Below are 13,461 nucleotides of genomic sequence, written 5' to 3' on the forward strand. Positions count from 1 at the left end.
AGCCAAGATCCACGCAGGCTTCAGCCCGCGTGGATCGCGTAGCACAACGGGAAACGGGATTTGTATGAATGCGCTCGTGAAAGCAGAAGGGATCTCGATCCGATCGAACGGCCTGGACCAGGGTCAGGCACTTGTCCACGATCTGAGCTTCCACATCGAGCGCGGCGAAGTTCTGGGTATCGTGGGCGAGTCCGGAAGCGGGAAATCGCTCAGCGCACTGGCGCTTGTGGGGTTGCTTGACCAACCGCTGCAGGCAACGGGGGTATTGAGGCTCAAGGGTCAGTCATTTCAGTTAAACAATGCCTCGTCTCTCGCACGGTTGCGGGGATCGGATATCGGAATGATTTTTCAGGACCCCCGGGCCTCGCTCAATCCCGTACGCACGATTGGTGCGCATTTTCTGGAAACGCTCAGAACACACAGGTCGCTGGATCGGAGCGGTTGCCGCGAGGAAGCTATTGGTCTGCTGGAAGAGGTGGGGATTGGCGATCCGGACAAACGTCTGCTCCAGTTTCCCCATCATCTTTCAGGCGGCACCTGCCAGCGGGTCATGATTGCCCTTGCTCTGGCCGCCAGACCAAAGCTCCTGATCGCCGATGAACCGACAACCGCCCTGGACACAACTGTGCAAGCGCAAGTCCTCGATCTCATAGATCGCCTGAGGGAAGAAGAAGGCATGGCCGTATTGTTCATCAGCCATGACCTCGCGGTCATCGCGGATATCTCTGATCGTGTTCTCGTCATGAGACACGGACAGCAGGTCGAAACACTTACGAATGAGGCTCTGTTTAGCGCACCTGCAGAAGATTACACCAGATCTCTGGTGAATCTGGCTCTCGGCTAAAACAACAACAACAACAAAAATAGTGGAGAGACGACAATGATACAAAGTGGATGCGATCTCATCGAGGTCAGGGATGCGAGCGTGGACTTTGTTATGCGTGGCGGTTTCTTTGCTGCAAAAGAAACACTCAGCGCGGTCGACACTGTCAACTTGACACTCAACCGAGACGAAACCGTTGCGATTGTGGGGGAGAGCGGCAGCGGCAAGAGCACCCTTGGCCGACTTATCATAGGCGATCAGAAACCTACCGGCGGCTCAATTAAAATAAAAGGTCAAGAGGTTCGCAACCTTAGCCGTCTGGTCCGCTCGCGACTTGCCCAACCCGTCGTTCAGGATCCAAGTTCGGCGATGGATCCAAGATGGACGATTGAAAGCCTGCTTGAGGAGCCCTTCCGGATCCACCGGGAACTGGACAGTCGAGATGGCGCTGCAATTCGAGACATATTGTCCGCCGTTCGGCTTTCTGAAACCGTTCTCACAAGGCGGCCACATGAATTGTCCGGAGGTCAATTACAGCGCGTTGCCATTGCCCGGGCGCTTCTTTTGGAACCGGAAATTCTGGTTTGCGATGAAGCTGTCTCCGCTCTGGATGCTAGTGTGCAGGCGGAAATCGTCGGTCTGCTCAAATCCATCCAGAAAGAGCGACATACCGCTATTCTTTTTATCACGCACGATCTGCACCTCGTTCCGAGGATCGCAGATCGGATCGCCGTTATGTATCTCGGACAAATCGTGGAAATCGGCTCTACGCAAAGTGTCGGAGGCGAACTGTCTCATCCCTACACGCGCGCACTCTTCGGGGCGTCTCCCAAAATCGGCAGACGACAGGGAAAACGGGCCACATTGCAAGGCGAGCCGCCAAGCCCGACCAACAGGCTAGGGGGCTGCCCATTTCACCCTCGATGCTCTCAGGCCTGGAATGTGTGCAACTCGGTCATCCCTGCGCTGACTGCAACGTCAGACGATCAGGCCGTCGCATGCCATCTGGTTACCGCGCAAAATCGAGCGAAACTTGAGATGGCCGCGGAGGCGGCCAAATGACGGAATTCATCATTGGCAAGTTCATTCGGATGTTTGTCGCACTGCTGGTAATTGTCACATTGACGTTCATCGTGCTCAGAACATCAGGTGACCCGGCGCAAACGTTTCTGCCTCCCGATGCCTCTCCGAAAACGGTCGAGGACTTTCGTGAGAAGTGGGGTCTGGATCGGCCGCTTCCGGATCAGTACCTTGCTTATCTGAAGAATGTCATGGGTGGTGATCTCGGACATTCCTTTGTCGACGGCCGCCCGGCTTCACAGGTCGTCGGCGAACGCATTCCGAAGACCTTGCTTCTGCTTGGGACGTCTTTCTTTTTGATGCTCGCAATGGGGTTCCCGCTCGGCATCATCAGTGCACTCAAGCACAATACATGGGTCGACCGGCTGGTGATGTCGATTGCCGTGTTCGGCTATAGCCTTCCCAACTTCTTCCTCGGTATTTTGCTGATTTTATTCTTTTCCATGTATCTCAGATGGCTTCCGAGCACGGGCAGCGGCACCTGGCAACATCTCATTATGCCGGTTGTGACTATCGGAACGGCAGGTGCGGCCGTTATTGCCAGATTTGTCCGATCGGCAATGCTGGAAGTTATCTCAAAACCCTATGTGCGCTCTGCAAAGGCCCGGGGCCTGTCGCGGTTCACAGTTGTTGTCCGGCATGCGCTGCCAAATGCCGCAATTCCAACAGTGACCGTCATCGGCTTTCTTCTTGGCAGTCTGATCGCGGGGGCTGTCGTCACCGAAGCCGTGTTTGCCTGGCCCGGTATCGGACGACTGACCGTCACGGCAGTCGCATCTCGTGATCTGGCAGTCGTTCAGACCATCGTCTTGCTGATCGCTGTAACAATGGTTTGCGTGAATCTGATCGTCGATCTTCTCTACGGATGGCTCGATCCGCGCATTCGCGATGGTTTGCAGAAAGGTCGTAACTGATGCTTGTGCAAACCTCCCTCGGCCTGAGGACGATCGTTCAAAGACTACACATCATTCCGCCGGCGATCTGGCTTTCTGCCTTGTGGCTTGCTGCGCTTTTTGCGATATCGCTGGCGGCGGATCTTCTCACGCCAACTGATGCGCTGATCAGCAATCTGCGCATGAGATTACATCCGCCAGTCCTCTTCGGTGGAGCGTTCGACCACATCCTTGGCACGGATCAGCTGGGGCGAGACATGCTCTCCCGCCTGATTATTTCCATTAAAACTAGTATGTCGATTGCATTTCTGGGGACTGTAATCGGGGCCGTCCTGGGAACAACGCTTGGTCTTGTTGCAGGCGCGGTTCGTGGCATCGCCGATGATTTCATCATGATGCTCGTGGATGTTCAAGCGGCGCTTCCTTTCATCATCGTTGCCATGGCGTCGATTGCGTTTTTCGGCAATACCTTCTGGCTTTTTGTCGCTGTGGTTGGCGTATTCGGCTGGGAACGCTACGCGAGGATCGCCCGTGGCATGACACTGGCGGCACGTGAAGAGGGATATGCGGTCGCGACGTCTCATATCGGGGGCGGCCCCGTGAGAGTTTACGTGCTTCACATTTTACCCAACATCGCCAGCGCCCTGATCGTTGCCTTCACGCTCAACTTTCCGGAAACCTTGCTGCTTGAAACAACATTGAGTTTCCTCGGGCTCGGCGTTCAACCGCCACAAACGAGCCTCGGGACGATGCTCGGTGAAGGGCGCGAATATCTTGTCAACGCCTGGTGGATAGCCGTCATCCCCGGAGTGGTTGTCGCTCTCGCCAGTTTATCGACCAGCCTCATCGGCGACTGGCTCCGCGATGTTCTGGATCCAAAGATAAAAGGGAAGCGCTAGATTGCCGAATATCAAGAATAACAAGAAACCGGGACACTCCGCCGCCGTCAAACTTCTGATATTGGACTGCGACGGTGTTCTCGTTGACAGTGAGCCAATTGTCTGCCGGACTTACTGGTCTATTTTAAGTGAAGTCGGTTACGGCGGCGATCTTGAGACATTCATGCGCGAATTCAGCGGCGTGAGAGAGGAAGAGATTGTCTTGTGCGTCGAAAGATCAACCGGCAAGACAATCGGCTTGATCGCGGACGAGATGCGAAAATCCGCCTTTGATGCATTGCTCTTGGAATTGCCGCTCGGATCCGCATTCTCTGAAATCGTGAAGAAGAGCGGTGTCACCACCTGTGTAGCTTCAAACAGCGATATGAGGCGCCTTAAGTTCAGCGTTGGTCGAGCGAATCTGTCCGATGTTCTGAGGGACCAGATTTACTCAGCCGAGATGGTCGCCCGGGGAAAGCCTGCACCCGATATTCTCTATTATGCGGCAGCCCAGAATGGCGTTTCAGCCGACGAATGCCTTGTCGTCGAGGACAGCTCCTCAGGTATTAAAGCGGCGCGCACGTTCGGTGCCAGAGTAATTGCCTTTGCTTACAGAAATCATGATCCGGAAGCCGAACGACAACTCCTTGAAGCAGGTGCCGAGCGTGTCATATACAGCGCCGATGAAATTCTCCCGGACCTGTTGGCGGGGGACAGTTGAGAGGTCTCAAAGCTGATCGGTTGATCTCAGCTGGCTATCGTCCGTTTGATTGCCGCAGGCATAATTTTTTCTCATTTTCCGCGAACAAACGCATTCGTTGCAGTTGCCGGCATACCCGGGGCGATTCAAGCGCTTTAGTCACCACCAACGAATCTCGCGGCGACCGGAACCCGGCTAATTTGTGACCAGGCCGCCAATGCTGCTGACAGGCCGGGTAGTAATTTTATTGTTGAAGTGGTCTTCCCATACCCTAACTCATGGATTTTACTTGTAAAATTAAGAGCGCCATATACTAAAGTATCAATTTTCCGAAACGAGGTGCGATCCGGTAGTTCTTGCATCTTTGGCGGTGTGGTTGATACTCTGTTCGACAGACTGGGAGGAGTCAGTCGAATGAGTAAAAAGTGTAGTTCTCAAGAACACGCTCAGATCAGATCGATTCTCGTGATCGATGATCATCCCCTGTATTGCGATGCGCTCGCGTCCACGCTTGAAAGGCTGTTCAATTCGAAAAGCGTGAAAAAGGCGAACTCGCTTCAGGACGGCTTGCGGCAGGTTAATTCGCGATTGCGTTTGGACCTCGTGATGCTGGATCTTAAGCTGCCGGACGCAACCGGGTTGAGCGGCTTCATGAAGGTGAAGGACCGATTGCCGGATGTGCCGGTGCTGGTGATTTCCGCGGAGTCCTCTGACGAATCCGTCAGCGCGCTCATGTCGGCGGGCGCCGCGGGGTTCATTCCCAAAGACGCATCGGTGAATTTGCTGCAAAAAGCGCTTGTGGAAATCCGCGAGGGCCGCAGGTTCTTCCCTCCGGGATTTACCCCGTGCCAAAGGTCCGCGAAATCCGAACTGACCTTGCAGCAGGTCGCCCAGAAGATCGCCGTCCTCACACCACAGCAGAACCGGATCATGAAGCTGATTTGCGCCGGGAAACCGAACAAGCAAATCGCGTATGAATTGTCCCTGGCGGAAGCGACGGTCAAGGCTCATATCACGGCCCTGTTGCGGCGGCTCGGCGTCAGTAACCGGACGCAGGCCGCGGTGCTGGTGAAAAGCGTCAGCTTTGGAACGGAGCCGGCGATATCCGACATGGATGCAAGGGCGCTGTTGAGCTGACACATATGACGGCATTGACCGACAATCCGCCTGAGAAGCCGAAGACAGTCCAAATCGGCGTGTCGCATGCGAGGGAAGAAACGGAAGCGGTCCGGGAAGCCATCGGCGGCTTCGGGCCCGCCGCCATCTGTTTCGTTCTCTTCTTCATGCCGGACCATCTCGATCCGGAAAAGGTTGCGGCGGAAATTTCGGGGCAAATGCCTTCGGCGGCCGTGTTCGGCTGTTCAACCGCGGGACAGATTACATCGGTCGGCTACGAGAACGACGCCTTGCTGCTGATCGCCTTTCCGAGGCGGCACTTCCGGTGCTCGTCCGCACTGATAAAGCCCCTTAAACCCAGCTCGATCGAATCCACGGCCAATCAGGCCAAGGTGCTGACCGACAGGTTCCCGCGAACGGGCAACTGGAAGAGGGTGGCCTTCATCATCGCGGATGGCATGTCCAAACAGGAGGACCTGCTTGTGGCGGCGTTGAATGCCGGACTGGGGGACATCCCGGTGTTCGGCGGTTCGGCGGGCAATGGCCTTGCGTTCAACGAGACCTATGTGCTTCACGGCGGTGTCGCGCACAGGAATGCGGCGCTGCTTTTGCTGATCGAAACCGACCTGTCCTTCGGCGGTGTCGGCTTTGACCACATCTTGCCGACCGACAGGCAAATGGTGGTGACACATGCCGTCCCGGACGAACGGCTCGTTCTTGAAATCAACGGCGTTCCCGCCGCGAGGGAATATGCGCGCTACGTGAACTGTGCCGTCGAGGATCTTTCCCCCAAGGTATTCGCCGAAAACCCCGTTCTGGTGCGAAACGGCAAGAGCTGGCATGTGAGAGCAATCCAGCAGGTTGCCGAAGACGGGGGGCTCTGGTTCCTCTCCGCGATCGACGATGGTCTCATCCTGACGCTCGGCCGGGGCACGGAAATCCTCAAGACGCTCGAAATGGGGCTCGAACATTGCCGGAGGAAAACCGGCCGTCCGGACTTCGTGATCGGATTTGACTGCTATCTCCGACGGCTCGAAATCGAACAGAACAACCTGGTCGAGAGCGTATCCCGGATCCTGAGTCAAAACCGCGTCTTCGGTTTCAATACCTACGGGGAGCAGCATCTGGGCGTTCACGTCAACCAGACGTTTGTCGGCGTCGCCTTCTATCCGCCGAAAGACGAGGTGCTCTATTGATCGACACCAACGAGCCTCTGGAGGTCCAGGTCGAACAGCAGGCGAAAATCATCAAGGCATTGGTTCAGCGGGCAGCCAGGGAAAACGACGTGGGAGGATCGGCGTATTCTCTCTTTCAATCCGCGATCACGCTTCAAGGTGAAGTCTGGGAGAAGACAAAACACCTGGAACAGGTGCTCGATACATTGGGCCAGGCAAGCAACCAGCTGCGCATTTCCGAATTCGCCCGTGAACAAACCGAGCGCAATCTCGCGGATGCGCTCGACGCGATGGAAGGCGGCTTCGCCCTTTTTACAGAAGACACGCTGGAAATCTGCAACACCCAATTCAAGAACATGGTGCCTGACCTCTCCGACAAGGTCGTCACCGGGCTCAGCATAGGAGATTATTTCAGTGCCTTGAGCGGCAGCAGGCAGGTCATCTCCAGCGGCGTGCCGGCCGATAACAGGGTGCGGGAGAGCGACAACCAGAAACAGGCGAAATATCCCTCGGTCTTCGGATTGAAAAACGACAGGTGGTTTCAGATCACGCGAAAGTCCGCGTCGGCCAGCAAGACCGTTCTGCTGTCTACCGAAATCACCAGCATCGTTTTGCAAAACCGTATTGAAAAGGACAGGCTGATCGACGAACAGGCGGTCTTCCTGAACGCCGCATTCGAGCATATTTCCCAAGGCGTCTGCACTTTTTCAGCGGCGGGCTCCCTGATCCTGGGCAACGAACGGTTTCGCAAATTGTTGCGGCTGCCGATGCAACTGGTCAGAAAGGGAACGGCTCTCAGTCAGGTCCTTGAATTTTTCATCAGGCACGAGTTGCCGGCGGAGACGCGGGTCGCGACGCAGCAGGAATTCCTTGCCGCCGTGGATCCGGATTGCGACGGGATCGAAAGGAAGGTCCGGCTTTTCTCCGGAGAGCTCCTGAACATCAGCATTCATCGTTTGCCGGACAAGGGCTTCATCATGAATGTCATGGATTTCACTGCCGAGGCACAGATGACCGATTTGCTGGAGCGGCGGGTTCGTGAACGGACTATTGAACTCACCGAGGCCAACAACCGGTTGAGGCGTCAGAACCAGGAGCAGATCCGGATCGACGAGCAACTGCGTGAGGCCAAGGAACGCGCGGAAGAGGCGGTTTCCTCAAAGACGAAGTTCTTCGCGGCGGCCAGTCACGATCTCCTGCAGCCGGTCAACGCGGCCAAGCTCCTGATTTCCACCATGAGCGAGAGCGTCGAGAATAAAGCAGTGGCCGAAACGGTCTCGCGGCTTGAGAGGTCATTCAAGTCGATCGAGTCCCTGCTGCATGCCCTGCTTGATATTTCACGCCTGGATTCCACCGGCACCGAACTGACGCTCAGCACTTTCAATGTCGGTGAAATTCTGGCTTCGGTCCAAATCGACTGCATGCAACTGGCTGATGAAAAGGATCTCCGGCTCGATATCGTGCCCTGCAGTCTTTGGGTCAGGAGCGACCAGCGCTACCTGCTGCGGTCGGTGCAGAACCTGATCGTGAACGCTATCCAATATACGGAAAACGGCCGTATCCTGGCAGGGTGCCGGCGCAAGGGCTCGAATGTCGTTCTTGAGGTCTGGGACACTGGAATTGGTATTTCGAAGAAAGACCAGAAGCGGATTTTCGACGAATTTACGAGGGCGACCCCCGATAACGTCGGCTTTGGCATGGGGCTGGGTCTGTCGATCGTGGACCGCGCCTGCAGGCGGTTGGGCCACTCCGTTACGGTTCGTTCGAAGCCAGGGGTCGGGTCGGTGTTTTCGATCACGGTTCCCTGCAGCCAGCCGCCGGTTGAAATCGAAAACATGGAAAGATCCGTCTTCTCAAAGCCGTCGAGCGACATGGACGTCATTGTCCTGATTGTGGAGAACAATCCGGACGTGCTGTTTGCAACCGCCCGGAAAATCGAGGCCTGGGGGGGCAGTGTTCTGACCGCGGCGTCGACCGCCGAGGCCCTGGACCAGGTGCGCGAACTGGGCATGGCTCCGGATATCATCCTGGCTGACTATCAGCTCGATGGCGGTGACAACGGTGTCAAGACCATCGTGAACCTGAGACGGGAGACGAAAAGCGACATCCCCGCGATCATGATCACGGCGAACCGGGAAGACAGCCTGGTGAACGAAAGCCTGAAACACCATTTCACCATCTTGACCAAGCCGGTACAGCTTTCACGGCTGCGTCCCCTGATTGACTGGAAGACGAGACGCTGCGGTGCGGGCAAGGGCGATGCGACAGATAGATTCGAAACGATTGAGACCGCGAAGAATGCCGACAAAAGTCTGTGCTGACAGCGCGAATGGGCGGCTTAGGGTACGGACTTGACCGTCAACTGCCCAGCAAGTGGAAGGCAAAGTGCCATGCTGCCAACTGCCACAATGCCTAAAGGCATGACCTTGAGCGCCCTTGTGTGGTTGCTCGTTTACCTGATGACGTCCGCCGGTCATGCGGCGGACACATACGAACTTCTTTTCAAGGAAGGAACTCTGGACAGCCTTCCAAGGACGTCTTTCCTCGACTATCGCAAAAGTGTGACCGCTCCAGGAAACGAGATGCTCGAAACCGGAAACAGCGGTACGGTAACGCTGAAATTCGCTCAGGAGGGCATGGCTGACCTGTATTTCGACCCCGGCAGCAAGGTGAGGGGGGTCGGCAGTTTTCCGGCGGATGTGGGCAATCCCCTTATCATGTATTTTCTTGAGACGGTCATCAGGGACCTTGCCGGTTCCTCTGGTGGAAGCCCTTTTTATATCCGCAACAGGATCAAAGCGGCGCTGTTGAAACAAAGACCAGTTCGTGACCTGGAAATTTCGCTCGACGGCCGCAAGCTGAAGGCACGAACGATCGTTCTCTTTCCCTTCAAGAACGATCCCGCGAGCGACAAGATGCGGGGCGTGGAGACACTTGCACTCACCTTCACGGTATCGGAAGACGTGCCGGGCTGGTACTATTCCCTGAAGGCTGAGACAACGGTTGACCGTGGCCGGCGCTCTGAACGTCCCGATACCTTGCCGGCCTATTCGAATTCGATCGTTTTTCTCAATCAGGGCGAGGCAGAATGATGCTTGGCAAGAACCTTTGCTTCGGCCCAAGGGTGAGGCAGTTGACAGCGTTGGCGGTCGGCGTTGCCTGCCTGTCGGTATTGCCCTTTGTGCAGGCCCGCGCCGAAAGCGCACCGGAAGGCCTGAACGACTATCCCACAGCGGCCAGAGCCGAATACGTGTTCGCATGCATGGCGACGAACGGCCAGACCAGCGACGTGCTGCGCAAATGTTCCTGCTCAATCGACATTATCGCGTCGATCCTTCCCTACAAGAAATACGTCGAGGCCGAAACGGTGCTTTCATTGCAACTGGTCGGCGGGGAGCGCATGTCGATTTTCCGGACAGCTGCGAGCGCGAACAATCTTGTCGCCGATCTCCGGCGGGCCCAGGCGGAAGCCGATATTCGCTGTTTCTAGAGTGTTTTGCGGGCCCACAAATGAGCTGAATGGTTTGAGGCGGATCAGTCCGCAAGGCGCGTATGTTTCTGCTGAAACAGCGTTCAAGACAAGCACGGTGAACATCCCGAGGGGTCGGGATGCTGTGCGCAAAGCAGCCGTCAGCTTTCCTTGCCTTTTGTGATGACTTCTTCCCACACGTTGCCGTCGGTATCTTCCGCGCGTATCCGCAGTTCGTCCGTCCCGTTGTCCGTGTAGGCGAAGCGTATAACCGGGTTTTCGGAGAGGGAAATACCGCCTTCCAGCGTGAAGAGCGTGTCCTCACCCTGTTTGACTTCTATGAAATTGACGAAATGAGCGGAAATGAAAAGCTGGGTCACCTGATCCCTCTGCAGGCCCGAGTAGTTGGGGTGCCGTATCATGATTTGCGCTTCGCGGCGGTTTGAAGAATTTTCGATATCGGGCAAAAAATGCTTGGCCCGGATCGTTCCCATCTGAGAAAGCGCCAGTTCCGGTGATTTTGTCGCCGGTGCGGAGCAGCCGCCGGATGCCTTCACAAAACGCCCCGCCATGACCGTGCCCTTGTCGGTTTCCGCCACGACACGCACGTTGGAATATTGATTTACCCGGACCCTGAACTCCAGGTCGAGCGGATGCATCGCCTTGCCGAATGTCATTTCGGCGGCCACCGGAGCCGGGTTTTCGTCAATAATAAGAAACGCGCGGTCAACCGCGGGCGAATTCGGCGAAGGCTGTTTGATGCGCACGGGAACAGTTGCCGCGTCATGGGCCCGGTAAGGAGCCTCCAGATCTATGACGCCCATTGCCGGCGCGGGGAGGATTTCTCCCAGAATGTCTTCTCGCAAATCGGTCCAGCTGCCTTCGATCCGCAGCGGATTGTCGGCCGTTTGCGGCTCGGCGGCTGCAGCGTTCATTGGCAGGACGACAAGGGCGCAGGACAACACAAGCGGGACAGCCAGAAGGCGGAACCGGAGGAGGTCAGCCGGTTTGCGAAACTCATTCATGGATCTACTCCCAAACCATCGGCCGGATCGCTGTGAAAACCCGAATGCGGACAGGCCAATGGGGCTTCAAGTTTTCTTCTGGTGCCGTGGCGTAGTGTTATTCTACCACAGCGACGGTAATCCCGAAATCAAGCCTTTGGGAGGTATTGTTCTGCTCTGTGCCGTAAGGGATTCTGGATTGGCATGAACAGTAATTCTGCGCCGGACCTGAGCGGGAACAGAGAGCAAATGTTTGAGATCATTATCAACCTGTGTCTGTTGAGTAACCCCGAGATTTGCCGGCAGCAATTGCTTGCCGGTCTCGAAACACCGTCCGAGCAAAGATGCGTCGCCGTCAGGGACGGCCTGGACATCAGTCTTCATTTTCAAGCCGGCCACGAAGCTGCAATCGATGCCGCAACGTGCCGCGAAATGCCTGCCGGACTGCAACTCACGGAAGTCGCAAACGGCATTTTTGTGCACAGGGGAGAGATATCTCAGCCGAGTTCGGCCAATTTGGGCGATATTTCGAATTCGGGCGTGGTCATCGGCGAGAAGTCGATCGCCGTTATCGATGCAGGTGGGTCCCGCGCGGTCGGCGAAGACTTGTACAGGGCGATCCGGAAGCTCAGCCCATTGCCGGTCAGTCACCTGGTTCTGACCCATGTTCATCCCGATCACGTGTTCGGGGCCGCAGTGTTCGCCGAGGCCGGAGCCGAGATCGTCGGCCACCCGAATTTGTTTCGCGCCCTCAGAGAAAGAGAAGAGACTTATCTCCGCACGTTCGGAACGGCGATCGGAGAAGCGGGCTTTCTGGGAACGCATGCGGACTTTGCTGTCGGGCAGGTGTCTGAAATCGATCTTGGTGGCCGGAAACTCGTGCTGAAGGCCTGGCCCCTGGCGCATTCGTCCTCGGACCTGACGGCCCTGGACGATCTCACCGGGACGCTGTTTGCCGGGGACTTGATTTTCGAGGGCCACGTGCCGGTGCTGGACGGATCGCTGAAAGGCTGGAAGGGCATCCTCGGGGAGTTCGAAACGATGGCGGCCGACAGGGTCGTTCCGGGTCATGGCGGTCCGGCACTGCCGGTTGCCGACGGTGTCGCTCCGATGCGCAGTTATCTGCTCGCCCTTGAAGATGATACACGCAAGGCATTGGATGCCGGTGAACGCATGAGCAGCGCGGTGACCCGGATCGCGCTGGAACAGGCGCCCTTTTGGGACCTCTTCGACGCGTATAACGCGCGCAACGCAACGGTGGCCTTCACGGAGCTGGAATGGGAATAAGCGGACCGGGGACGGGCGGGAGACAGCCGTTGGTATTATTTGGCGTACTTCATGAGAAGATGAGCCAGAGCGTAGAGCCGTTTTTCGATCAGCACGGGTGTTTCGCACACATATGTGAGCGATCTGCCGCGGTCGCGAAAGACGCGTTCGTCCCAATCCAGCTGTTCTTCAAGCGCGTCCACCTTGTCGAAGTCCGGCTTTTCGGCATCCATCAGCACCCGCATATCCGATCGGGTCAGGTCGATCTTTTCCGAAAGCGCGATCTGCTTCAGGGAGTAGCTTTCAATACCGTTGATAATCTGCCGGCGGGTGTTGCCGAGCGAATTGAACACCTGGGCAAAAATGGCTGCCATTTGCTGAGGTTCGGCGTTGTTGTCGCTATCGGCGAACTCCCGGATGGCCGTTTCGGCTTCCTCGAGCGAAAACTTGCGCAGTGACAGCAGCGCCGCAAGGTCCCGGGCTTGCGGCGTCAGCGTGCCGGGCTTTTGGGGATCGAACCCTTCCGGCAACTGGCTGGTCCACATAAGGGCCATTGAAAGGCTTTCGACCTTGCGTTGCTGGCACGGCCAGGTGGGATCATCAAACGTAGCGGCCGCAGCGTAATCGATGCAAATGCCACACAGGAATACTTTGGCGAGTAAAACTGCCGAAAGTGTTTGAATTGCTTTCATTCCCTTCACCTCAGTCGCTTCAGTGTCAGTCAAATAGCCATTTTTGTCCATGCAAAGGAATGCACACTAAGGTCGCAATTGCCTGGATGGAGGGCCAACCTATAGTCGATGAATAGGTTCGCATTCAATGAATTCACGGGGCGGAGATTTCAAATGGAAGTACGTGCGGCGGTTGCCGTTTCTGCGGGAAAACCGCTCGAAGTTACGACAGTCAATCTGGAAGGCCCGCGTGCGTTCGAGGTGCTGGTGGAAGTCAAGGCCACCGGAATTTGCCACACGGACGAGTTCACTCTGTCAGGAGCCGATCCCGAGGGATTGTTCCCGGCGATCCTGGGCCATGAAGGCGCCGGAATCGTCGTGGAGGT

The 13,461-nt window shown here is 56.4% G+C and carries 14 protein-coding genes; 12 read left to right on the top strand and 2 right to left on the bottom strand.

What is annotated here, in order from left to right:
• The first annotated feature begins 64 nt into the window (after window positions 1-64).
• From CLV41_RS24575 to CLV41_RS24620, 10 genes are all read left to right on the top strand, one after another.
• Entirely contained in the window at window positions 65-844 is a 780-nt protein-coding gene (locus tag CLV41_RS24575; protein WP_103225131.1) for an ABC transporter ATP-binding protein, read from the top strand.
• A 36-nt stretch (window positions 845-880) separates the two neighbouring features.
• A complete protein-coding gene (locus CLV41_RS24580) occupies window positions 881-1,885 on the top strand; it encodes an ABC transporter ATP-binding protein (RefSeq protein ID WP_103225132.1) in 1,005 nt (334 codons plus the stop codon).
• Window positions 1,882-2,817 carry an ABC transporter permease gene (locus tag CLV41_RS24585; RefSeq protein ID WP_103225133.1) on the top strand — a complete coding sequence of 312 codons (936 nt, stop codon included), beginning with the start codon at window positions 1,882-1,884 and terminating at the stop codon, window positions 2,815-2,817. Before CLV41_RS24580 ends, CLV41_RS24585 begins: the two co-directional genes overlap by 4 nt.
• A complete protein-coding gene (locus tag CLV41_RS24590; protein ID WP_103225134.1) occupies window positions 2,817-3,695 on the top strand; it encodes an ABC transporter permease in 879 nt (292 codons plus the stop codon). The genes CLV41_RS24585 and CLV41_RS24590 overlap by 1 nt, the downstream gene beginning before the upstream one ends.
• A gap of 1 nt (window position 3,696) precedes the next feature.
• Entirely contained in the window at window positions 3,697-4,395 is a 699-nt protein-coding gene (locus CLV41_RS24595; RefSeq protein WP_103225135.1) for an HAD family hydrolase, read from the top strand.
• 393 nt (window positions 4,396-4,788) lie between these two features.
• Window positions 4,789-5,511 carry a response regulator gene (locus CLV41_RS24600; protein ID WP_103225136.1) on the top strand — a complete coding sequence of 241 codons (723 nt, stop codon included), beginning with the start codon at window positions 4,789-4,791 and terminating at the stop codon, window positions 5,509-5,511.
• A gap of 5 nt (window positions 5,512-5,516) precedes the next feature.
• Window positions 5,517-6,686, top strand: coding sequence for an FIST N-terminal domain-containing protein (locus CLV41_RS24605; protein ID WP_103225137.1), 1,170 nt, complete (start codon window positions 5,517-5,519; stop codon window positions 6,684-6,686).
• Window positions 6,683-8,986, top strand: coding sequence for a hybrid sensor histidine kinase/response regulator (locus CLV41_RS24610; protein WP_103225138.1), 2,304 nt, complete (start codon window positions 6,683-6,685; stop codon window positions 8,984-8,986). Before CLV41_RS24605 ends, CLV41_RS24610 begins: the two co-directional genes overlap by 4 nt.
• Before the next feature lie 69 nt (window positions 8,987-9,055).
• Window positions 9,056-9,757 carry a hypothetical protein gene (locus tag CLV41_RS24615; RefSeq protein WP_146048631.1) on the top strand — a complete coding sequence of 234 codons (702 nt, stop codon included), beginning with the start codon at window positions 9,056-9,058 and terminating at the stop codon, window positions 9,755-9,757.
• Complete coding sequence (locus tag CLV41_RS24620) at window positions 9,757-10,155, top strand: hypothetical protein (RefSeq protein WP_408014289.1); 399 nt, start codon at window positions 9,757-9,759, stop codon at window positions 10,153-10,155. The genes CLV41_RS24615 and CLV41_RS24620 overlap by 1 nt, the downstream gene beginning before the upstream one ends.
• Window positions 10,156-10,295: 140 nt before the next feature.
• On the opposite strand, the gene CLV41_RS24625 is transcribed toward CLV41_RS24620, so the two are convergent.
• A complete protein-coding gene (locus CLV41_RS24625) occupies window positions 10,296-11,159 on the bottom strand; it encodes a quinoprotein dehydrogenase-associated SoxYZ-like carrier (RefSeq protein ID WP_103225140.1) in 864 nt (287 codons plus the stop codon).
• Between the two features lie 228 nt (window positions 11,160-11,387).
• Between CLV41_RS24625 and CLV41_RS24630 the strand changes: the two genes are divergently transcribed.
• Complete coding sequence (locus CLV41_RS24630) at window positions 11,388-12,425, top strand: quinoprotein relay system zinc metallohydrolase 2 (protein ID WP_103225141.1); 1,038 nt, start codon at window positions 11,388-11,390, stop codon at window positions 12,423-12,425.
• Window positions 12,426-12,460: 35 nt separating this feature from the next.
• Here the strand turns inward: CLV41_RS24630 and CLV41_RS24635 are convergent, their stop codons facing one another.
• Window positions 12,461-13,147, bottom strand: coding sequence for a hypothetical protein (locus CLV41_RS24635; RefSeq protein WP_146048632.1), 687 nt, complete (start codon window positions 13,145-13,147; stop codon window positions 12,461-12,463).
• Between the two features lie 102 nt (window positions 13,148-13,249).
• On the opposite strand from CLV41_RS24635, the gene CLV41_RS24640 reads away from it, so the two are divergent.
• Window positions 13,250-13,461, top strand: a 212-nt coding sequence (locus CLV41_RS24640) for an alcohol dehydrogenase catalytic domain-containing protein (RefSeq protein ID WP_170107309.1), incomplete at its 3' end; no start/stop codon positions are given.

This window comes from Roseibium marinum (assembly GCF_002906165.1).
GTDB classification, from domain to species: Bacteria; Pseudomonadota; Alphaproteobacteria; order Rhizobiales; family Stappiaceae; genus Roseibium; species Roseibium marinum.